The sequence below is a fragment of the Agarivorans sp. QJM3NY_33 genome, from assembly GCF_050870865.2.
GTDB lineage: Bacteria > Pseudomonadota > Gammaproteobacteria > Enterobacterales > Celerinatantimonadaceae > Agarivorans.
In genome coordinates this window covers 2,617,530-2,640,635 of sequence record NZ_CP194039.2, presented here as the reverse complement: position 1 = coordinate 2,640,635, position 23,106 = coordinate 2,617,530, and the positions used below count along the sequence as shown (strand labels likewise).

At 42.1% G+C, this 23,106-nt stretch carries 13 protein-coding genes; 8 read left to right on the top strand and 5 right to left on the bottom strand.

The annotated features are described in order from the left end of the window. Positions 1-2: 2 nt before the first annotated feature. Genes csy3 through ACRRSY_RS11795 form a run of 3 tightly spaced genes read right to left on the bottom strand, consistent with a single transcriptional unit; the run spans position 3 to position 4,158 of the window. Complete coding sequence (gene csy3 / locus ACRRSY_RS11805; protein ID WP_432463247.1) at positions 3-1,064, bottom strand: type I-F CRISPR-associated protein Csy3; 1,062 nt, start codon at positions 1,062-1,064, stop codon at positions 3-5. After that, positions 1,048-2,973, bottom strand: a complete 1,926-nt coding sequence (locus tag ACRRSY_RS11800) for a type I-F CRISPR-associated protein Csy2 (protein WP_432463245.1) — start codon at positions 2,971-2,973, stop codon at positions 1,048-1,050. The genes csy3 and ACRRSY_RS11800 overlap by 17 nt, the downstream gene beginning before the upstream one ends. Then, on the bottom strand, positions 2,974-4,158 hold the full coding sequence (locus tag ACRRSY_RS11795; RefSeq protein WP_432463244.1) for a TniQ family protein: 1,185 nt from the start codon (positions 4,156-4,158) through the stop codon (positions 2,974-2,976). 71 nt (positions 4,159-4,229) lie between these two features. On the opposite strand from ACRRSY_RS11795, the gene ACRRSY_RS11790 reads away from it, so the two are divergent. The 7 genes from ACRRSY_RS11790 to ACRRSY_RS11760 all read left to right on the top strand — a co-directional run bounded on the left by ACRRSY_RS11790 (position 4,230) and on the right by ACRRSY_RS11760 (position 17,918). After that, positions 4,230-5,153 (top strand): WYL domain-containing protein, encoded by a 924-nt coding sequence (locus ACRRSY_RS11790; protein WP_432463243.1) that lies wholly within the window; start codon positions 4,230-4,232, stop codon positions 5,151-5,153. Between the two features lie 53 nt (positions 5,154-5,206). Further along, positions 5,207-7,591, top strand: coding sequence for a type I restriction-modification system subunit M (locus ACRRSY_RS11785; protein ID WP_432463241.1), 2,385 nt, complete (start codon positions 5,207-5,209; stop codon positions 7,589-7,591). Position 7,592: 1 nt separating this feature from the next. Further along, entirely contained in the window at positions 7,593-8,915 is a 1,323-nt protein-coding gene (locus ACRRSY_RS11780; protein ID WP_432463240.1) for a restriction endonuclease subunit S, read from the top strand. Then, positions 8,916-10,328 carry a DUF262 domain-containing protein gene (locus tag ACRRSY_RS11775; protein WP_432463239.1) on the top strand — a complete coding sequence of 471 codons (1,413 nt, stop codon included), beginning with the start codon at positions 8,916-8,918 and terminating at the stop codon, positions 10,326-10,328. Next, positions 10,321-12,312, top strand: a complete 1,992-nt coding sequence (locus ACRRSY_RS11770) for a DUF262 domain-containing protein (protein ID WP_432463238.1) — start codon at positions 10,321-10,323, stop codon at positions 12,310-12,312. Before ACRRSY_RS11775 ends, ACRRSY_RS11770 begins: the two co-directional genes overlap by 8 nt. Before the next feature lie 36 nt (positions 12,313-12,348). Then, positions 12,349-15,420 carry a type I restriction endonuclease subunit R gene (locus ACRRSY_RS11765; RefSeq protein ID WP_432463237.1) on the top strand — a complete coding sequence of 1,024 codons (3,072 nt, stop codon included), beginning with the start codon at positions 12,349-12,351 and terminating at the stop codon, positions 15,418-15,420. 80 nt (positions 15,421-15,500) lie between these two features. Continuing rightward, a complete protein-coding gene (locus tag ACRRSY_RS11760; protein ID WP_432463236.1) occupies positions 15,501-17,918 on the top strand; it encodes a hypothetical protein in 2,418 nt (805 codons plus the stop codon). A 1,109-nt stretch (positions 17,919-19,027) separates the two neighbouring features. Here the strand turns inward: ACRRSY_RS11760 and ACRRSY_RS11755 are convergent. Continuing rightward, positions 19,028-20,059 (bottom strand): aldo/keto reductase, encoded by a 1,032-nt coding sequence (locus ACRRSY_RS11755; protein ID WP_432463235.1) that lies wholly within the window; start codon positions 20,057-20,059, stop codon positions 19,028-19,030. A gap of 83 nt (positions 20,060-20,142) precedes the next feature. Between ACRRSY_RS11755 and ACRRSY_RS11750 the strand changes: the two genes are divergently transcribed. Continuing rightward, the gene (locus ACRRSY_RS11750; protein ID WP_432453228.1) at positions 20,143-21,066 is read left to right on the top strand and encodes a LysR family transcriptional regulator; all 924 of its coding nucleotides are present in this window, start codon (positions 20,143-20,145) and stop codon (positions 21,064-21,066) included. A gap of 533 nt (positions 21,067-21,599) precedes the next feature. On the opposite strand, the gene ACRRSY_RS11745 is transcribed toward ACRRSY_RS11750, so the two are convergent. After that, positions 21,600-22,868 carry a hypothetical protein gene (locus ACRRSY_RS11745; protein WP_432463234.1) on the bottom strand — a complete coding sequence of 423 codons (1,269 nt, stop codon included), beginning with the start codon at positions 22,866-22,868 and terminating at the stop codon, positions 21,600-21,602. Between the last annotated feature and the right edge of the window lie 238 nt (positions 22,869-23,106).

Sequence of the window (23,106 nt, the reverse complement as noted above, 5' to 3'; positions counted from 1 at the left end):
ACTTAATCTCCCTTATGTTGGAACATTCCACCCTTGATGATGTTTGCGACCAAAAAATGTAGGTCGTTTATGGTCTCTTGATTTAGTTTTTCTGAAGATGTGAGTGCTTCAATGTAAGACTCGGTTTGCTGCAGGATAGAAAAGAAATCTTTTCGCGTAGAGGGATTGCGGTAGCAAGTGACATCTTCTTTATGAACGCCAAATCTGCCGATGCGTAGTGCCTCAGTTGCATCTGGATACCAGTCATCTATGGTTGCAATGGCGGCGCCGGTTTTATAGGTACCCAGTATTGGGCTTCGTTCACCCTCAATCGTTGTACTTTGAAAAATTCGGCTTCTACTTTGAGCTTTAGATCTGCTGGTACTGTTATTTTCTTTTTCTGTAAACGCTTGGCTTGGGAAAATCTGTTTATTCGTTGGTAGCCGCAAGGTGGCTTTTACTTCAAATATGGCCAAACCATTAGAGTGAGAAAAAGCATTTCTGGTCATTTGAGCAATAGCTTCCCAATCTTTATGATTCTCAAAGTCATTTCTATCTAGGTAGTTAGCCCTTATGTCTTGAAATGTAACAGCACCTCCTGCCCAAGGCCAAGGAGTTAGCTCTATATCCCAGCAATAGGCTTTTTGAGTATTTTTCCACAGCCATGATCCATTGCAAATATTGACTAGATATCGAGAAACCAACTCATTCCAACCAATACTTTCTTCATACGCTTCAATGAGCTGCATTAGCGTGCTTTTAACCGTAGACGAATTACACTTGTAAGGTTTGCGTAGCTCAGAAGAAAAAGAGACTGAAAAGTAGCATTCAATGTGGCTCGCTCCGAAAGGAACATGACAAAAATCGACTTGATGTGGATTACCGTGAGCCAGTTTTTCAGCGGTTGCACTCTCTTTGATTTTCCCCGACGTGTCATAAGCTAAAGCTGCGGTTTCCATTTGTCCTAGTACGGTACGAGAAGTGTAGGTTAAGGGAGTCTTTCGACCATCTGGCCAGACAACTAGAAAGCATACATCTGAAGGGTCAATAGAGCGTTCATAGGCTAGGTTAGTCGGTAGTTCCATGATGAGTACTCCTTGGCTGCACAGAAAGGTAGTTTTGATAGCACCTGTGATGCCACAAAATAGTATTTATGTCGGTGTTATGATCAAAAGTGATTGTCTCAATCAGACCAATGATGCACTCAGAAAAAGCATGCTTATAGCCGCGAAGAGAGTTAGATTTGTCTGTTGGCTGTTCAAGAAAATGATATCCCACACAGGTTGGAGTAAGTCTTCTGTCCTCTTTAATGGCCGATAAAATATCACTTATGCTTTCAACTGGCTCAGTGTGCATCGAAAGCCATTTTCCTGCTTTCTGGGGAAGAGATTGAATCGCTATTTCTATTGATTCAAATGATTGGATGTATTTGAAATCCGCAATGGCAATCTTAGCTGAGCCCCTGGCAAATCTTTTTGGTAGCGCTCTAACAACAATATTTTCATCAACGCTTTGGCTCCGATCAAGCTTAATAACCAAACTAAACATCAAATCACATTGCCAATCATCGTGTGTCGCGGGGGGGGATATGGTGTGGTTTGCCTTTTGTACGTACTCTTTCGTTAAACCGCGCTTTTCAACTTGTAACTGATGGACACAGATGGCGAACGAATTAATTGTGAGCCTAGGAAAAGAGTCGTTTAAGTTACGCTCAAACGCATGAGTAAACCCCAAAAATGCTGTGAGTGATGGAAGCCCGACCGTAATAGGCGAACTCAATGCGCTTGCTCCGCAAACTCTTATATTTGGAATAGCGAAAAATGAATCCTTTTCCGCACTACGGTGAATATTTGTTGGAACGACTGTCGATTCGGTTAGTTCACCCTTGATAATCTCAAGCAGGAGTTTGGTAATGCTCGGCTCGTATGCGAAACACTTAGCTGACTTGAAGCGGGATAGATCATTGTTTAGGTGCTCTACAAGAGTGTTTACATCTATGTTGTGGTCTTGTGTTAGTAACCAAGTCTTAACCATCTCTCGTATCTCGTTTTTGACAGTTCTGCGATAAGCTGCTTGCTTGTTTTTTGGCATTAAATATTGAGCATACTTTTGGTACTGTTTTAACGATTGAATATGATTTTGGGTCAGCCAAGACTTTCCAGTAATTATCTGAGAATGATGAGGTGTAAGGGAAAAGTTAGGGACAGCTTTCAACATCTTTAAAGTACCACCACATGTCATGGGTAAGACTCCCATGTTAGTACTGCGGCTATAACGGGTTAATGCTGTATATCGATACTCTTTCTCTAGCGCCCGATAGCAGTGACTTTGCATCGATTGAGAAGCAACTGGCGAGAGTGAAATATATGAACTCTCGCTATCCGGCAAAGATAATTGAGTTAAGTAATTTGGAGCGAGACTGACCTTAATCGTTGTTTGAGCAATCTGAGCCAATTTTTTAGCGATAGCCTTACGTGTTTTCTGGTAGCAACCAAGTTTACTGAGTTTTTGCCACAACGGGTGTTCTGCATCTTTAAGCAAATTCCCAAGGCATGAAATCATACCATTCCAACTGAATTCATTGGTTAATAAGGCGCTTTTGTTAACATCACTGGAATCATGGCTGTACGCCCAGTTGTGTGGTTTTAATTTAAAAGATGAAAGTAAAAAATCGGGGAGCTGTCCTAAAGTCGTTGCACGAATAACACCTTCAGAGCGTATGTCTGGAAATTTAAGGTTGTGGCTTTGTCTGTATTCAACCGTTTTTAGACAGCCAGCCCACCATTTTTCATCTCTAAGCTTTTGCTTGCATTTAACTTTATCAAGTAGGTCTTTTTGATCGGCTGTTTTGTCCGTTAGGTTCACTAATACGGTGAGTGCATCGAGTTCCTTCCCATCAATACTGATATGTGGAGTAAGGGGGCGGAATGCTCGTTTTAATTCCACGTTCAAATCATCTGGTTTTGATTGTAGTAACTCTTTGAGACTTTCCATTTACCACCTTGATACATAGAACGAGCGATTAAACTCATCGGTTTGAAACTCAGCTAACCAAAGGCAATAGATATCACCTAAATGAAATAGATGTTCTGTTTTCTCAATAGGTGTATTAGGTTTAACTCTACGATTTGGTGTCACAATACGCTGCTCAACCATAGATGCCACTTCATCGACACTACAATTCATAAATATAGCCACCTGTAGCGCATTCATTCTTAGGTTTGCGAGTAACCCGCTATTGAGCCATAGGTTTTGGTCGATGTAGCTCAGAAGCTCTCTGAGGATGATGTTGTAGCGAAGACTACGCTCTGGAAGCCGGATGGAACTGAAGAATAACCGCCCAAGAACATCGTTTAGCCTTAACTCATTTCGGCTAACAACAGCGTGTTCAAGGTTGAACTCAATCTCTTTCTTAATCAAGGAATAGAGCGAGTTGGGCCAGGTAGAGAAAAATTCAAAGAATGAGGTTGGATTGAACTCATCATCGTTAATAGTGTTCCACCAGTGAACCAAGCCCCACCGGTAGCTTTTGGGTAAAGCGGGAAGAACCTCACATTGCTCACCAGCAAGCCAATTTGACACACTTGATGGGATCCCTTTATCCATTTCGGAAGCATTACTGCTTAGCGGTGCATCACACTCTTTGCATAATCCATTCAGTCCCGATACACGATAGTCATAATCGGCACCGCAGTTACAAGTTCTAGTGAGCGGTAGATAATGAATATGGCAGTAATCGTAGCCTTCAAAGTGCCACAAATAGGAAGCATAACCATGTTCTGCTAGGCACAGTGGACAACATGGTATCGACCCTTTGCGAAGTAGCGAGCGCGGGACAACTTCTGAACCACGAATTAACGCACTCGTGGCTGGTGAGTATTTTAAATGAGTTCGATTGATGGCCAAGCTTGTTAAATCAGTAGGCTCGTTATATGTCATTTGAGAGAGTTTGAGTAAGGCAGAGTTTCGAGACCGAGAGCTGCTTTTCGCTGATGCTGGATTTATCTTAGAGATATCACTAGGGAAGGTTTGGAACCCTGAATGGTCAATGCTTTGAAGGTATTGTTTTGTGGCCACAAGAAAACGGTGCACGTCATCATAGCCATTTTTGTTTGCCACACGGATAAAGAAGCTCTCGAGGCTTTCATCGCTGTACGGTTTAGGTCTTTGCAAAAACACAGAGGCTATCTATCCTTGTTGAATAATATCTATTGCTCTATATCAAAAAGATAGTATCAAAATGATTACTTGTGCAAGTTTATGGTATAGAATCTTCCTATCAACATGCCATCTTTATTATTATGACGTACGAATCTATAGATAAACTCAATCACGCGCAGCGGGAGCGTTTAGCGTTCATCGATTTCTGCCTCGAATACTATGGGGTAGTTGCGAGAGCAGACCTAGTTCAACAATTTCAAACGGGGTTAGCTTCTTGTTCTAGAGATCTCACTCTTTACAGAGAGTTGGCACCTGATAATGCTGAGCTCGTACACCAAACTAAGCAGTATGTGCGTACTGATAGCTTCACACCTTTGTTTGCTCATGATGCTGAACAAGCATTGAATCAACTGATGCAAGGGCATGGAGCCTCTCTTCAAGGTGACAAATCTCAAATGTGCTTTGATGCCGTTCGATTGACGCAACCGAAGCAAAGCATTGTCGCAGCCTTGATGCGATCTATTCATAATAATCAGGCTATCCAATGTCGCTACCATTCACTTTCCTCTGGTGCTGGCAATCGAACCATTGTCCCTCACGCCATCATAAACAATGGTCATCGTTGGCATGTTCGAGCATTTGATCGAAAGACGAACAGCTTTCGTGATTTCGTTTGTAGTCGATTTACAAAAATTGAGAGCTCAGCAACACCACCAAAAACCGGTGAATCTGCAAGTTACGATAATGCTTGGAATACAGTTCTTCACCTTGAGATTGGTGTTCATCCTCAAATAAAGCATCCAAAGGCTATTGAACTTGATTATGAAATGAGTCAAGGGAAGTTGAATATTGAAGTTCGCTCTGCTCTGGTGGGATACCTGCTCACACAGTGGAATGTGGACTGCTCAAAAGAGGGCTCCCTGAACGCTTCGCAATATCAGCTGCACTTAAAAAATACAGACGTGTTATCAGGTATAGAAAGCACCCAGCTTTTACCTGGTTTCAACCAATAAGATTAATGCCGTCCACACGGTTAGGTGTGGGTAACAAAGAAATAGGATCCCATATGGACCACTCAGTACATAACAAACTCGTTTCATTTATTTGGTCGATTGCCGACGACTGCCTTCGTGATGTTTATGTTCGTGGTAAATACCGCGACGTTATCTTGCCTATGGTGGTGTTACGCCGTCTGGATACGCTTTTAGAACCATCAAAAGAAGCAGTATTGGAAGAAGTTAAATTCCAAACAGAAGAGATGAATGAAACTGAGCTTGATGATGCACCATTGTGTGCTGCATCAGGTTATGTGTTCTACAACACCTCTAAGTGGACCCTCCAAACGTTGTTCAGTACCGCGACCAATAACCAACAGATTCTGCTGGCTAACTTTGAAGATTACCTCAATGGTTTTAGCGACAACGTAAAAGAGATTGTTGAGTGTTTTAACCTGAAAGCTCAAATCCGTCACATGGCGGGTAAAGATGTGTTGCTAGATGTGGTAGAGAAATTCGTCTCTCCATACATCAACTTAACGCCAGAGGTTAAAGAAGACCCTGAAGGCAATAAAATACCAGCACTTAGCAATCTTGGTATGGGTTATGTATTTGAAGAGTTGATCCGTAAATTCAACGAAGAAAACAACGAAGAGGCGGGTGAGCACTTTACTCCGCGTGAAGTTATCGAGCTGATGACGCACCTTGTCTTCGATCCAATCAAAGATAACTTGCCACTTTCAATCACAGTGTATGACCCTGCTTGTGGTAGTGGCGGTATGCTGACAGAAACACAGAACTTTGTTGAAGAGAAATACCCTGCATCAAACCGTGATATCTACCTTTACGGTAAAGAGATCAATGATGAGACTTACGCCATTTGTAAATCAGACATGATGATCAAAGGTAACAACCCAGAAAACATCCGTGTTGGCTCAACGCTTTCTACCGATGAGTTCTCGTCTGAACGTTTTGACTTCATGCTTTCTAACCCGCCTTATGGTAAGAGCTGGGCGAGTGAACAAAAGCACATCAAAGACGGTAAAGATGTCGTAGATGGTCGCTTTAAAGTGACACTAAAAGACTACTGGGGTGTTGAGTCAGAACAAGATGCGATTTCTCGTTCAAGTGACGGCCAGTTACTGTTCCTGATGGAAATGGTCACTAAAATGAAATCGCCGCAAGTAAGCCCATTAGGGGCTCGTATTGCATCGGTTCACAATGGTTCAAGTTTGTTTACTGGTGACGCTGGCAGTGGTGAAAGCAACATTCGTCGTTACATTATTGAAAATGACATGCTGGATGCGATTGTGCAGTTGCCAAATAACCTGTTCTATAACACGGGTATTACCACGTACATCTGGCTTCTTAATAACAACAAACCTCAAAGCCGCCAAGGCAAGGTGCAGCTGATTGATGCTAGCCTACTGTTCCGCAAACTGCGTAAGAACTTGGGTAATAAAAACTGTGAATTCTCACCAGAGCACATTGCGGAAATTGTCTCGACCTATCTAGATAACCAATCCGTTGAGCGCGCTATTGACGAGAAAGGCGATTCGGTGGGTATTGCCGCGCAAGTATTCAAGAACCAAGACTTCGGCTACCACAAAGTAAACATTGAGCGCCCTGATCGCCGTAGTGCGCAATTCCGTGCGGACCTAATTGAGCCGCTACGGTTTGAAAAATCACTGCGTGAAGTGATGGAGTACTTGTACACCGAATATGGAGCACAAGTTTATGAAGTTGGCTTTGTTAAAGGGATTGAAAAAGAGATCACCAAATGGTGTGAAGAAAACGATATCAGCCTAAACAAAGCGGCAAAAACTAAATTGCTAGATACGAAAAATTGGATTAAACAGCGCGCACTGGTTAATGCGGCAAATCAGTTACACAGCAAGATTGGTGAAGACACTTACAGCGACTTTAACCAGTTCAAACAATTAGTAGATGCAGAGCTTAAAACACTCGGTATAAAGCTTTCGGCTCCTGAAAAAAAAGCTATCATGGATGCTGTCAGCTGGTACGATGAAAACGCAGAAAAAGTGATAAAGAAAGTCGCCAAGATTAAGCAAGACAAATTAGATGATTTGCTAGAAAACTACGAATGCGAGCTGCAAGACTTGCCAGATTTTGGTTACTACCCTACGGGTAATCGCAACGAGTTCGTGACTTATGAGTCAAGCTCAGATCTGCGTGATAGCGAATCCGTGCCGCTTGAGCAAAGCATCTACCAATACTTCCTTGATGAAGTGAAATCGCATGTGAATGAAGCGTGGGTAAACCTTGAATCAGTCAAAATTGGCTATGAGATTAGCTTTAACAAGCACTTCTATCGACATAAGCCACTCAGTCCTATGGATGAAGTTGCTAAAGATATTATTGAGCTTGAACGTCAGGCGGAAGGCCTGCTTGTTGATATTTTAGGTCTTGATTTAGCAGGGTTACAAGGAGAATGAAATGGCTAAATCAATAGCACTATCTACATACGACGAATTCAAATATTCTGGAGAGTATTGGATTGGTGATATCCCTGAAGGTTGGAGTTGCGTGCAGCTTCGATATGTTACCTCGCGTTTTGCTAATGGAACCACTGCTAATCAACTTGAGCATGATATTTCTGACTTTCTTGTTAGCAGAATAGAGACGATTTCTTCAGGAGCTATCGATTACTCAAGAGTTGGCTATCTTAAAGATGTTCGAAATATTCAAGCTTATCAATTGAAAAAAAATGACTTTTTAATTAGTCACATAAATAGTTATGAAAAAATTGGCAACTCGGCACTTTATGATGGTTCTAGACCACTCTGGCATGGAATGAATCTTATTAGGGTTTCCCCTAAGTACAATGTTGACGTCTCATTTTTAAAGCATTTATTAAAATCAGAAGTATTCATTGGTGCTATGAAGCGCGCTTGTAAGCCTGCTATTAATCAGGTTTCGGTGCCGACATCGTCGATAAAAGCTATAAAGATACCCTTCCCGGATTTTAAAACTCAGAAACTAATCGCTAGTTTTCTTGATAAAAAAGTTGCACTAGTTGACGATTTACTCGCGATCAAACAAAAGCAAATTGAGCTGTTAAAAGAACGCAAGCAAATCATCATTCAGCAAGCAGTGACGCAAGGTTTGCATCCTGATGTGCCAATGAAAGATTCTGGTGTGGATTGGATTGGTGAAATTCCTGAGCATTGGATCGTCAAAAGAGCTAAATACCTTTTAGATGAAATCAATGAGCGTTCAGATACAGGGCTTGAAGAGCTACTTTCAGTTTCTCACATGACAGGCGTAACTCCAAGATCCGAGAAAAACGTCACCATGTTCATGGCGGAAGATTATACAGGTTCAAAGCTTTGCCACTCTGGTGACCTAGTTATCAACATAATGTGGGCTTGGATGGGAGCGTTAGGTGTATCTGACAGAACTGGTATTGTGAGCCCATCATATGGAGTATTCCGTGAACAGCGCGAGGGAACTTTTGTACCTAAATATCTAGAGATGTTGCTGAAATCAACTAAGTATGTTGAATACTACAACAAAGTCTCTACAGGGCTTCATTCTTCTCGATTGCGTTTTTATGGGCATATGTTGTTTGATATGGCTTTGGGCTTTCCTTCTTATGAAGAACAAACACAAATTGTTGAACATATAAGCAGAGAATGTTCGAAAGTTGACGAAGCAATAACAGTTCAGGCTGAGCAAGTAAGTAAGCTTAAAGAATATAAAACCACCCTTATTAACAGCGCCGTTACAGGCAAGATCAAAGTAACGGAGTTGGCATAAATGGCGGTTGTCGTTGCCAGTTGCACACTAGAAAATCTGTTCTCTGGTTTACCGATTTTGGCTTCTGATGGTAAGGTTGAAAAAGACGTTCACGGGATGCTTGCCATCCCTGAATATCAGCGCCCCTATCGCTGGAATGAAGAGCAAATCACCCGTCTGTTGAATGACTTTAAGCTTCATCAGCAAGAGCTGGCTAGTAAGCCTGAAGCAGAACATTGCCCATTCTATTTGGGCAGTGTGATCTTGCATCAATACGGTGACAAGCTGAATATCATCGATGGTCAGCAACGCCTGACCACAATGGCTTTGCTTTCTTATTTAGTGAATAAACATGCTGACCTAAAGCTAGTTTTCGAATCCCCAGAGAGCCAACAGCAAATCAAACACAACCTTGGTTGGCTGTATAAGCATGACGCTTCATTGGCTGATATCGATTTTGCGCAAATCAACATCACCTTGGTGGTAACAGACAGCGAAGATGAAGCCTACCGCTTTTTTGAAACCCAAAACACGGGCGGCGTGCGATTAGCCGGGCCAGATATTATTAAAGCGCACCATCTTCGAGCGGTTGATGAGAAAGATAAGTCTGCGGTAAACACCTTTGCCACCCGTTGGGAAGCGCTGGGGGATTTAAACCCCGTGGTCGATATTTTGCTACGTGGTCGCTATTGGCAATATCTGAACTTCCGAGACTACCCGCTGCACAACCAAACTCAGCAAGTGCGTAATAGTATTGTCACCGAGCTAGCAGAGCAAACAGGCAAAGGCGACGATATTGCCTTTGGCAGAATTGCTCGTACTTATATGCCAAGTGGTGGTGAGAGCTTGGCGCAGCCTCAAGTTGGTTATGAGTTGCGTCAGCCGTTAAATAGTGGCGCCAATACCATTCACTATTTGCAATATTTTGAGCAACTGCGCCAAACCTATTTGCTGAAAAACTCAACGCAAGGTGAGCTTGCAGGCTTTTACGAGTTCTATCAAAAGCTGGTGTGTAAGCTCGATGGCTGCGGCTATCTTAAACAGCTTTATGACGCTTGCCTGCTGCTTTACATCAGTCAGCATGGGCAGCAAAGCCTAGACGTAGCAGCGAAAAAACTATTTCGTGTTGTTTATTCTCGCCGAGTAGAGAACCAAAAAGCAGTAAAAGAGAAATCGGTTCCTGCATTCGTAAAAGAAACCCCAGTGTTGGATTGGATTGCGATGAGTTATACCCCAGAGCAGTGTTTTGCACAGTTAGATGGTTTTGAGCTTTCGGTAGACAAGAATGGCTTTGATAAAAACAGCGTTAAAAAACGTTTCGTCGAAAAAGTATCTCAATACTTTGGCCTTGATATAGACAAGCAAGATTATGCCAATAAATTTGGCCCTGCATTTAGCCAACACATCTCTGTGTTAGGAGCAAAACATGGGTGATCATTTATCAGTGCAAACTGAGCTTCTGACGCTTGAGAAAATCTATACCGATAACTACCAGTTTTCTATTCCTAGCTATCAGCGTCCTTATGTCTGGTCAGACGATGATGTCTTGCTGCTGTTTAGAGATATTAAAGAAGCGTGTCGATTAAAAGAACCAAACTACTTTATCGGTACCATCCTGTCGTCTCGCATTGAACAGGATGGAGAGCGGCTCTATGAGCTGATCGATGGTCAGCAGCGTACGACGACGTTAATGCTCATGACCATTGCTTTTAAATACGCAGGCATTAAATCAGATCTAGCCGGGCTTGCTGTTTATACATCGAATAACGGTGAAGATAAGCCTCGTCTTCAGTTTTCAATTCGCGAGCAAGTTCAGCAGCTTTTGGGTGGCCTAGCGGGGCTTAAGAGCTATCAAGTACCGTCTAAGGAAACGATCGCCGACAATGCTTATTTGAAACAGATGGGTGTGGCGTTAGATGTATTGACCAAAGAGGTAGAGAAACTCAAATCAGATGATGAGGTGAGTGCCGAAGCCATGGGGGATTACCTCTACCGCCAAGTTCAGTGGGTGAACAACGTTGTTCCAACACAAATGGACTTAAACCAATTGTTCGCCACCATGAACACCGCTGGCATACAGTTAGAGCAAGCGGACATTTTAAAGGCGAAGCTGTTCAAAAATATCCTTACCGATAAAGCACAGTATGATGCAATGTGGGTGGCGTGTGAGCATCTGGAAAACTATTTTGAACGCAATGTACGCAAAGTATTTCCTAATGCGGATTGGTACTATATTGAACCAGAACACTTGGCGTCTTTTGATGCTGAACGCTTCGCAGCAAAAGATGAAACGTCAGAGGCTTTGTCTGGTTTGTCGATTGCTGAGCTAGCGTCACTGGTTAAAGCAAGTTCAATTCCTGATAACACCGAGCAAGAGAAGTTTGAAACCTACGATTTGGACGTTGAAACAGTTTACTGTCGCCCGATCATCAAGTTCCCGCTGTTATTGATTCATTCTTACCGGGTCTACCTAGCGCTTAACGGCCATAAAGATATTGAGCCGCGCCTTCATAGCGATCGCTTGTTGGAGATATTCGATCCACTTATCAATGGTGATGAGCAATCGGTAAAGCAGTTTATCGAAACGTTATGGCAGGTTCGTTACCAGTTTGACCGTTGGGTTGTGAAATGGGTTGAACGTGATGATGCCACAGATGCGCAACTAGGCTTAACGTATCAATCTCGAAGCAAGTCGAATGACACTTACTACATCAACCGAACGCAGAGAGAGCTGACGGATAGTGTGCTTCTGCAAAGTGTTCGCAACTTTACCGGTGAGCGCAGCGCCCAGTACTGGTTAACACCATTTATTTCAGGCTTGATCCGTTCGAGTATCAAGCAAGACTCTGAGGCGTTAGAGCTACTTGAAAACATCGACAACAAAATGTCATTGTCTGTTGATACTCAAAAAGAGGCCAGCTTTGCACTCGCTGAGGGCTTTGAGCCAAACTGCCAGAGTTGGCAATCTCAATCGACATATTTTGCAAAGTCGTTAGGAACGAGTTTCGAGCACTACTGGTTTCAGAAGCTTGAATACTTGATTTGGAAGCAAATGAAGGCTTCAGAATCTTCGTTGTCTTCTGAAGAATTGAATAAGTTCAAAAAGTACCGAATTACATCCAAAAACTCAGTAGAACATGTTCATCCTCAAAATGATGAGTATAACAGTGAGTTAGTATATGAAACGTTAAACTCATTTGGTAATTTAGTACTACTTAGTCCCGGTGAAAACTCTTCTTATAGCAATCAAGACGTTGACAAGAAACGTATTGATTTCGATAGGAAGCCCCATTTTGATGCACTGAAATTAAGAGAGATATTTGGTGTAAAAGGTCAAGGATTGTGGGGCAAACAGCAGATAGATGACCATCTAGAAGACATGGTGGCAGTATTTGCTCAGCACTATAAACATCAATAAAAACTTCGAGTAATCAAACCAAACAAAGTGGTATTTATGGTTAGTAAAACAAATGAACAGGCGCTAGAGGCTGCAATAGAAAAAGGTTTAGCCGGTATTTGTAAAGAAGAGCTAGCGCTGGGTGAAGCGCCTCTTAATTACAATAATGAGCTTTATCTTATTGGCTCTCCAAGCGACTTTGACAAACAGTACGCTTTAGATACCCGTTTGTTTTGGCAATTCCTTGAAGATACTCAAGCAAGTGAGTTAGAAAAACTCAAGCGCACCAGCCCTCACGATTGGCAGAGAAAAATCCTTGAGCGTTTTGATCGTATGATCAAGCGTCATGGTATTTTACGACTTCTGAAAAAGGGGCTAGAACTTGATGACGCGTTCCTAACGTTAATGTATCCAGCACCACTCGCAAGTAGCTCAGATAAGGTAAAACAAGATTTCTCAGCCAACTTATTTAGTGTGACTCGCCAAGTTTGTTATTCCAATGCAAATCCATTGGAAGAAATTGATATGGTACTTTTCATCAATGGTATTCCGCTGATTACTCTTGAGTTAAAAAACCAATGGACTGGCCAAAATGCGGCTTATCATGGTCAGAAACAGTACCGTGATGATAGAGATGCAAAACAGCCGTTGTTGAACTTTGCACGCTGTTTGGTTCATATGGCAGTGGATACCGATGAAGTCTATATGACGACCAAACTGACAGGTAAAAAGACATTCTTCCTACCGTTCAATAAAGGCTTCAACCTTGGTAAAGGAAACCCGATTAATCCATATGGCCATAAGACGGCTTACCTGTGGCAAGAGGTGTTCCGTAAAGAAAGCATCGCTAATATTATTCAGCACTTTGTTCGCCTTGATGGCAGCAGTAAAAAACAATTAGATAAACGAACTTTGTTTTTTCCTAGATACCACCAAATGGATGTCGTGCGTCGCTTGGTTGATCACTGCTCAGTTAATGGTGTTGGGCAAACGTATTTGATACAGCACTCAGCGGGTTCAGGTAAATCTAACTCAATTACATGGGCTGCGTATCAGCTCATCGAAACTTATCCTGTCAGCGATGATCTCCCAGGTAGTAGAGGACAAGAAGTGCCTCTATTCGATTCGGTCATCGTCGTTACTGACCGCCGATTGCTCGATAAGCAGCTACGCGACAATATTAAAGAGTTCTCCGAAGTGAAGAACATTGTTGCACCTGCGTTCAAATCGTCAGAGCTAAAAGCTGCACTAGAGAATGGTAAGAAAATCATCATCACTACCATTCAAAAATTCCCATTCATTATTGATGGTATTGCCGATTTAAGTGATAAGCGCTTTGCCGTCATTATTGATGAGGCTCACAGCTCTCAGTCAGGCTCCGCTCATGACAATATGAACCGTGCAATGGGTAAGAAGGAAGTGGAAGAGCTAGAAGATGCTCAGGACAAAATTCTACATGCTATGCGCTCTCGTAAGATGCGTGGAAATGCCTCTTATTTTGCGTTCACCGCAACGCCCAAAAACACCACTCTAGAAAAGTTTGGTCAGCGACAAGCGGACGGAACTTACGCTCCTTTCCATTTGTATTCGATGAAACAAGCGATCGAAGAAGGGTTCATTCTCGATGTTATTGCCAACTACACGACTTATAAGAGTTATTACGAGATTGAAAAATCAATCCAAGATAACCCTGAGTTCGACAGTAAGAAAGCGCAGAAGCGTTTGCGAGCGTATGTAGAGGCAAGCCAACAAACAATAGATACCAAAGCCGAGATCATGCTTGAGCATTTTATCAAACATGTGATTAACGGTAAGAAGCTAAAAGGTAAAGGCAAAGGCATGGTGGTGACTCAAAATATTGAGTCAGCTATCCGTTACTATCGAGCGTTAACAAGACAACTCGATAAGATGGGTAACCCATTTAAAGTTGCCATTGCTTTCTCTGGCACCAAAGAAGTTGGTGGTATTGAATACACTGAAGCAGATCTTAATGGGTTCCCAGAAGGGGATACCAAAGATTATTTTGATGTGAATTACAAGCGTAAGGAGTCGGACTCCCCAATTCCTAAGCATGTAGATCAAGATGCTTTCCGTTTATTGGTCGTGGCGAATAAGTATTTGACGGGCTTTGATCAACCGAAGCTTTGTGCAATGTATGTGGATAAAAAACTGGCGAATGTACTGTGTGTACAAACTCTTTCTAGGCTGAATCGTTCTGCTTTGAATTTGGGTAAGAAGACTGAAGATATATTTGTATTGGATTTCTTCAACTCGATACAGGATATTCAAAAACCGTTTAATGACTTTCATTGTTCTACAACGCTATCAGGAGCAACAGACGTCAACGTTCTTCATGAGCTAAAAGATGAAATGGACGACACAGGTGTTTATGAATGGTTTGAGGTTGAGGAGTTCAACAAGCGTTTTTTTGAAGGAAGAGATGCTCAGGATCTCAGCCCAATCATTGATATCGCAGCTGCGCGTTTTAACCACGAGTTAGAACTAGAGAACGAATTTAAAGTCGATTTCAAAGTGAAGGCTAAGCAGTTTGTGAAAATCAACGGCCAAATGGCATCTATCATGCCTTATGAGGTCGTTCAGTGGGAAAAACTGTTCTGGTTCTTGAAGTTTTTGATTCCAAAACTTTCCATCGAAGACCCGGATAAAGAAGCATTAGACTCGTTACTCGATTCAGTCGATTTGAGCTCTTATGGATTACAAAGGGTTAAGCTTAACCACTCCATCGAGCTAGATGACTCTGAAACTGAGTTAGACCCTCAAAACCCGAACCCTCGCGGAGCTCACGGTATTGAAACTGAAAAAGACCCTTTAGATGAGATCATCCAAATCTTTAACGAACGTTGGTTTCAAGGTTGGAGCGCAACACCAGAAGAGCAACGAGTTAAGTTTGTGAACATTGCTGAGAGTATCCGGAATCATCCAGACTTCGAAGCTAAATACCAAAACAACGCAGACCCTCATACGCGAGAGCTAGCGTTTGAGAAGATGTTGAAAGAAATCATGCTTCTACGCCGTAAAGACGAATTAGAACTCTACAAGCTGTTTGCACAAGACCCTGCTTTTAAAGCGTCTTGGACGCAAAGTATGCAGCGTATGGTTGGGATGTGATTTGATTTGTGTTTGGCGTGATTTGGTAAGTACTTTTCACTGTCATATGTAACCTATGCTTTAGATCGAGAGGTTCTTTGATGTTTACAAGTTTTAAAATCATGACTAGAGCTTTGCAAGACTTTCTTAGCTCCAATTTGCCCACGTTATCAGATGATTGGTGGGAGAATAATGTTATTGAAAGACTATCATTTCAACAGCAAAAGATAGGAGTTTCAGAGTGGACTAAGGATGATTTAATAGAGTGCTTCGACTATTACCAACCTAAAAGTTACTCATTTGAAGAGAAAGCAACCAAGCAGGAATTGGCTAGTTTTGATGAGTGGGTATTGAAAAAAAGTTCACAATGGTTGAGAAGCTTGTATTCGCTATTTGTGTCAGAACTGAGAGACGAGCTTAGTTATCATGTAAGTTCCCTAAGGATCATTCCAACCAATAATAATCAGGTCAAAGCGCCAAGTGAGTGCTACTTTCCTTTAGAGGATTCAATTACTGACGATAGTATTTCCTGTTTACGTTCAGACCTGCTGGTGCCGCTCGAAGGCGAGTCGAAGAAGGTTCATGATGGTGTCAATTCCTTTTTCAGCGAGACAGGTATTAAAACGTATGGTGAAAAAGAAAGCATTCTTGCTATTTTAAAAACATACTATTCATCTGACAGGATATCGTTGGATTTTGAAACGCATGCATTGCATATGAAAAAGTTTTTTTCATGGTATAAACAAGCAAAGTTTGCAGCCAAAGAACTCAAAAAACATTCAATAATCCTTGACGGTAATTTTGATTACGTTAAACCGAATCGTACCTATCTTGATGAGCCATATAGGCCAACCGGGATGGCTACAGCTTTAGGTGCTAAAGGCGTCTCTACTGTACACGCTATTAATAACATGTACCTACAGTTAGAAATTGAAATCAACGAGCTTAACGGTTTTTTCGAGTTTCTTGGTGTAATCAAGTCTTTGGACATCATTGAAACTTCATGCCGTAATAATCCTAAATGGAGCTACTTGAGAACGGCCCCTGGGAATGCAACTAATACCAGCGCCAATAGAGACTACACAATAGATGGGCTTGAGCGTTTGCTAAAAGCACATGATAAAACAGTGTCAGAACTTATTTTGAAGACGGTAAGTAATCAAGGGCGATTCAAAGATACCGCTACCTTTAGTCAGAATCAGAGTAATTCTGCTCGTTATGCTGATTCTCAATGGGTATGTTTACTTCGTGATAGAGCTTGGGTTCCTACTAAGAGTGGCACATTTGTCAAACCATGTGATGCTCAGAAGAAAGACCTATCAGGTAATTTTCTTCACGCGTTGGGCAGTGAATGGGCGGACAAGATCAAATTTTGTCAAAAGGAAGAAGAAAGCTCTAAAGAAAGTCTTGTTAAGAGGGAAGCAGCAAAACGGTTGGGATTCACCAGTCAGACTGATTTTCAGCTTTTAGACCTTATCTTAAGTGGTTCTATCTCTGAAGCACAGAAGCAACAATTAATTGCTTCTGTTATTTCAAGTACTCACAACTTTTCCCAGCAGTTACCGCAACAGAGCTCAAGCAACGTAGAAGCTCGTGCTATGGCTGTTTCTAAAGCTGCTGAGCAAGCTCCAGAAAAGCGTAAAGAGGTAAGAGAACGATCAGTCGCTGTGGGGAAACCGTCTGTCAGGCAGGAAGCGGAAGCTTATTTAAAAAGCCAGTATTCAATTAATGAAACGATGATCTGCCAGTTATGCCAGGAAGAGTTGCCGTTTAGGAAACTGGATGGGGAATACTATTTTGAAATCGTAGACTTCATTGAAAGTGATTCTATGCACTTTCAAAACCATCTTTGCCTCTGTCCAAATCATGCAGCGATGTTTAAGTATAGTAACTCTGATAAGACGATTTTGTTTGAAAAGCTGTCAACTACTAAGAGTAGAAGCATTTCATTGCAGCTGAATGGAATTGAAACAGAGCTGTATTTTACTGATAACCACATGACTGATGTTAAGGCTATTTTCGAAGTGACTTCTGTCGCAATTCAAACCTCGATTGAGCCTCAATCACCAGTGGTCGAAGATTTAAATTGCGTTATTGACGGGGTTACGATTCCTAAACACCTTTTGCTTTGGAGGAATGCATTCATAACTACATCTAACAATTCAGGTTCGGTTAAAATCGGCACAAATAAAGAGGTAGTGGCAAGTTTTGAGTCTATCATTGCTGCAGAATACTGGTGGGAAGCCTATCTTAATTCACGTGGTTTTGAAGGGAAGCTTAAGATAAGGAATGAAAATGATGCGCTACTTGCAAAGACGCTAGGTAAGCTTAGCTTGAAAGTAAAGCCGCCAAGCCCAACAAGAGTTACACGTAAACCGACTTTAGTGCCAAAATCGACATCTATCAAAGCCGATAAAAAGATAGTTAGAATTCCTGACGGTAAGGAGTATTGCCCCAGATGTAAAGGAGTAGTCAAAATGATACCTTGTTGGAAATGTCATGGTAAAGGTTGGGTTTAGCTATTAGACAGGTTCAGCACTTTCCAGATAGTTGTGTCACTATTCTCTTATTTTATAGCGAAATTTGGTTGAATTCTTTCAGTAGAAAGCTCGTAGCCTCTTAGAAGGTTCACTTAGTTCAAAGTACCTTTCCATCGGCATTTTTCCTTTATGAGCGCTATGAGGGCGCATCCAATTATAATAATGCTGCCACTCAGCCTGTACTGGTCAAAGTGTTGTTGAACTGAAACAACAAGACAGAATAAAAAATAGTAAAAAGTGATGGTATGAGTGCAATGAATGTGACTTGTTTACGGTTTACAACCACTGCCACAACTGTAACCATAGATTGATTAAGAACGGAGAGTATTGTACGTATCATTTTACAATGCCAATGCAGCCGATTAATATAAAGTGCCCGAAATATGAGTCTCCAGTTTAAGAAGTCGTCTTTCGGTAGATTAGCCTATATTTGAAAGTAGTTTTCTTTCAGGCCGTATTCGACTAAAGCTGAAATTTCATAAAAATATCAATTTATGGTTGTTTTACGCGATATCAATATATGGTTGTTTTTTTGTAACTGGTTGAAATTATGATAATCACAATTATCAATTTATGGTTGTTTCAACAGTTTTGTTGAAACAACCATACCTAGAAATGGTATTAAGAGCGTATCATGCTTTTGATAGCTAATGTGGTATGGTTGTTGTTCTATATCCAGTCCTTTTAATTTCAAACCGATGGCTTCTTTGGTTTTGCATCGCTTAAAGTTGACTTGGAACAGGCCAGTGAATTGGATTAGAGTTCGCTGTATGTGTTCAGTTAGAACTTTCCGATAAGAGGCTCTAGCCTTCAATAAGTGCCTCAAATCCTCCCGCGATAATACTCTCCAAGTTGTGTGAAGCAATGGCGAGCAGTGAAACTTATCTGGTTTAAGGTATTTGCTAGGAGCAACTAGTCATAATGTATCTACACCATTGTTAAAAATATAGTTGGGTAATTTGGCCTTCAATAGTGTCATTGAAAGCTATGTTGAAATGATCCTTGATAGCGATCGTATCGAGCGATGAGTTATTTAAAAACACCTTCTACCTTGAGCTGCGTGAGACGACTATAGAAGGTGTTTTTATTCAGCAGGCTGGCGGATTTCGTTCAGTAAACTGGCCATTCCAATAGGGGTAATAAGGGTAGGGGATTGCGGTCTGGCTGATTTGGTCTAGGCGTTTGACTTGATCCTCGGTTAGACGCCAGCCGAGTGCTTGTATGTTGTCTGTTAGTTGCGATGCATTGCGAGCCCCGATCAGTACCGATGACACACTGGGGCGATAAAGCACCCAATTTAAAGCAATTTGAGGAATGGTTTTTCCTGTTTCCTCGGCGATGTCTTCCATGACATCAATCACCTTATATAAATGTTCATCGCTAACGGGTGGCGCAAACTGAGCGGTTTCATGTAAGCGACTTTGAGCTGGGATCGGCTTGTTACGGCTGATTTTCCCAGTTAATCGGCCCCACCCTAGGGGACTCCAAACGATAGCCCCAAGTCCTTGATCAAGTCCTAAGGGCATCAACTCCCACTCATAATCACGGCCTAAAAGTGAATAATAGCTTTGATTGGCGACAAAACGACTATAACCGTAACGGTCGGCTATAGCTTGAGATTTCATCACCTGCCAACCAGAAAAGTTAGACACACCAATATAACGAATTTTACCTGATTTCACTAAGTGGTCGAGTGTTGCCATGACACTTTCCATGGGGGTCATAGCATCGAAGTGATGCAGCTGAAAAATGTCGATGTAGTCGGTATCTAAACGTTTTAACGCGTTGTCTATGGATTCGATTAAGCGATGTCGAGAGGCTCCAATGTCATTGGCTCCTTCTCCCATTCTTAAGGTCGATTTTGTAGATACGATAACCTTATCTCTTTGTCCTTTCATGGCGAGACCAAGCAGGCGTTCTGATTCGCCATCGGAGTAAACATCTGCAGTATCAAACAGATTGATCCCGTGGTCTAGTGCGATATCCATCATATGCTTAGCTTCCTTTTCTTGGCTGTTTCCCCAAGCACTAAATAACGGACCTTTGCCACCAAAAGTACCAGCACCAAATCCTAAGGCTGATACTTTAAAGCCGGATTTTCCTAAAAATCGATATTCCATTTTATTTCCTAATTACGATTGAATGGGTTTAGAGTACCCGCTTGCTTTTGTCAAAAAAACAGCAACAATAGAGAAACACTTTCATGATATTGTTGATAATAGCGATGAGTAATTTGGCGGATATATCCCTTTTTCTTCGAGTTCTCGATCTTAAGTCGATCAGTGCGGCTGCCCGCAGTCTTGATATATCACCAGCCCTCGCCAGTAAACGCTTACAGGTGTTAGAACAACAGCTGGGGGTTCGTTTGTTGCATCGAACGACAAGAACCGTTAGCGCCACCGTTGAGGGGAGAGAGCTGGCATTAAGAGGTCGGCATTTGGTTGAGGAATTAGCAACTTTAACCAGTGATCTTAAAAAAGTATCGCAGGAGGTATCGGGAACCCTTCGTATCACCGCGGGTGTTTCGTTTGGTCGTTTGTTTATTTCGCCTTTGTTACCTCAGTTTCTAAAGCAGCATCCCGCTTTAAAAGTACAACTTAATCTGAGTGATGAGCGAGTGAACTTAGTCGACTCGGGGTTCGATCTGGCGATTCGAATCTCAAGTGCTCTAGAAGACTCAAGTTTGCTCGCCAAAAAACTTAATACCAATAAACGAATCTTATGCGCTTCTGCTGATTATTTAGCTAATTTCGGCCAACCCAATAGCCCTGCGGATTTGGCTCAGCATAATTGTTTAATTTTATCGGGAGAATATGGCCGTGAACACATATGGCAACTGATGAATAAACAAGGTCTGGAAGAAAAAATAAAAGTACAAGGGACCTTAGAAAGTAACCTCGGTGAAGCGTTGTATCAGGCAGCTTTATCGGGTCTGGGTATTTCTCTGCATTCAGACTGGCATATTAAAAATGACTTAGAAGCAGGTCGTTTGTGCCATGTATTACCTGATTACTATAAGCAAACTTCCATTTACGCTGTGATGCCACAACGCCAGTTTGTGCCGTTGCGGGTGCGAGCGTTTATCCAATTTATTGAACAGCAGTTAGCTGCTCCCATTGAGAAATAAAAAGTCATTTGTTTGTGTCTGTCTTGGGAGCTCTAAAATAGCTACAGCGCTGACGATGTCTTTGAATAAGATAGAGCATTTACTCATGCAGAAGTAATCATATGCCGCTAGCGAGTCGACTTTATATAATCTTTGGTTATGATGTTGTTTAGAGGAAAACAGAACGCGTGAACAAGCGGAATACGCAGCAGCGTACAGAGTTTGCGGCTTCGGGTAAACTGTCTTAAAGGCTCTCTTTGCATACAAAGACAAACGTCACTTATTGCAGTTTTTTAACGTATGTTTTGTCATTCAATCAATGTAGAAATTAAACAGCCATCTCAAGTACACTTCAATTTGCCCACTATCCCATTCGTGACAAGTCTCCAAAGTAGGTTTTTCCAGTTTTACTCGCTAGGATTACTAAAGCAATGCAGCTTGAATATAAGCTGAATATCGCCCTAATTGGGTAGCCGGAGAGGTTTAGGTCCCTCTACAATCTGTATATGCGCTGCCACACTAGGTGTTTCCTGAGCTAGCAAGTGCTTATCATCTCAGTCGGTAAAGGTGAATTTGGGCGATTTGATCTTCCGCACTGGACTAAGCGGAATATTTTGTTGAGCTTTAGCTTGATTCTGGGTATCCATTTGCCCAAGGCTGCTCAGATCCAATTGGGTGGTTTGAGAGCTGGGATGCTGATTAAACGTAATGTTGGGTTGCTGTGAGATGCTTTGCTGATGAAGCAAGTCCATTGCTTTGCCAACATCCCCTTGCGCAGAACTTAACAAGTGTTTATGAGTTTCTGGAACCAGGCTGTCGCGACCCGCAATCAGCAAGTTTTTGGCAATATGCATTTTATCGGTTTCCCGAACGACTTGTTGCCGTTGTGCGAGCTTGTCAAAGTTTTGCGAGTGAGAGTCTGTAATATCTCCAATATCCGAGAAAACTGAAAAGCGAGCTTGTGGCATGTTTTGCATTTGTAGTTTGCTTGTTTGCAGCTCTTCTGCCGGAGATTGAAATAGCTGAACAGTTGCTAACTTTCCGATAATTGCCAGATCAGATGGTTTACGCTTTGGATCGGTGAGTGTTTGCATCACAATTTTTCCCCTTTGCGTGTCGCGGGTGCCATGCTCCTTAGTTTTTGCACCTTTGGTTCCTTTCACTTGTAGAGATTTCAAGCCTGGTGTATGCGCCGAAAGTGGCTCCGAGTTATCGGTATGATCACCATACATTAAAAGCGTAGGAGAATTGGTTTTCCACACCAATGCGCCTTGATGACTGCGTTGGTTAAACGCCATTTCCGCTTCAGAGTCAGTCATTTGTGAACGTTTATCGCGTTGGATCTGAGTTCTGATATTTTCGTCGGCACTGACTCCCCAGTCTTCCATATTTCCAGTATTGGCTTTGATCCGAATATCGGTGCTTCTCGGGGATTGCCTCGCAATATAGCTCGGCAGTTGTTTGCTTAATTGCGCCTGTCGGGACGGACTCATTTGCCAAAGACCCATTTGCTTGACACTTTGTTGCTGATCAAAAACACTGAAATCGAAAGGCTGGTGTTGCGATGAAGAAGTGTCGTGGCTCGATGATTGGGGAGCAAACAGATTAGGAAAACCAAAGGGGGATGGGTTTGTGACGAATGGCTGCTTGAGTTTTCGCTGGATCCTTTTATTTCGGGGGAGTTGTGAAGAAAGGTTGCGCAACTGAGATGAGGACCACATCGGGATTGCTTTACCTGAGGCGCTCTTAAATCTTTTTGCTGGTAATTCATAATCATCGAGGCCTGCTTGCGAGGCTGTTCGCTTTCTTCCTTGGTTATACATCGGGTATTTCTCCTTAGTGTATAGAGCTCTTATGATTAGCAACATTCAGGCCATCACGAATCACTATTTGTGAAGTGCTAACGGAGCACCGTGAATTAGGGAGAAAAGCCAATAGCTTGACGAAGGGAGAGAGCTTAACCTATTTCGCCGTGGGTATAATTTTACCCACTATAAGGTTTACAAAATGAAAAATTTATCAATAACAGATAGATATAAGTTGGCACTGTAACTGCTAATA

Excerpts from the sequence above, each read along its gene's own strand:
- csy3 (WP_432463247.1), bottom strand. The coding sequence starts at position 1,064 with ATGGAACTACCGACTAACCTAGCCTATGAACGCTCTATTGACCCTTCA.
- ACRRSY_RS11800 (WP_432463245.1), bottom strand. The coding sequence starts at position 2,973 with ATGGAAAGTCTCAAAGAGTTACTACAATCAAAACCAGATGATTTGAAC.
- ACRRSY_RS11785 (WP_432463241.1), top strand. The coding sequence starts at position 5,207 with ATGGACCACTCAGTACATAACAAACTCGTTTCATTTATTTGGTCGATT.
- ACRRSY_RS11780 (WP_432463240.1), top strand. The coding sequence starts at position 7,593 with ATGGCTAAATCAATAGCACTATCTACATACGACGAATTCAAATATTCT.
- ACRRSY_RS11775 (WP_432463239.1), top strand. The coding sequence starts at position 8,916 with ATGGCGGTTGTCGTTGCCAGTTGCACACTAGAAAATCTGTTCTCTGGT.
- ACRRSY_RS11770 (WP_432463238.1), top strand. The coding sequence starts at position 10,321 with ATGGGTGATCATTTATCAGTGCAAACTGAGCTTCTGACGCTTGAGAAA.
- ACRRSY_RS11765 (WP_432463237.1), top strand. The coding sequence starts at position 12,349 with ATGGTTAGTAAAACAAATGAACAGGCGCTAGAGGCTGCAATAGAAAAA.
- ACRRSY_RS11760 (WP_432463236.1), top strand. The coding sequence starts at position 15,501 with ATGTTTACAAGTTTTAAAATCATGACTAGAGCTTTGCAAGACTTTCTT.
- ACRRSY_RS11755 (WP_432463235.1), bottom strand. The coding sequence starts at position 20,059 with ATGGAATATCGATTTTTAGGAAAATCCGGCTTTAAAGTATCAGCCTTA.
- ACRRSY_RS11750 (WP_432453228.1), top strand. The coding sequence starts at position 20,143 with ATGATATTGTTGATAATAGCGATGAGTAATTTGGCGGATATATCCCTT.
- ACRRSY_RS11745 (WP_432463234.1), bottom strand. The coding sequence starts at position 22,868 with ATGTATAACCAAGGAAGAAAGCGAACAGCCTCGCAAGCAGGCCTCGAT.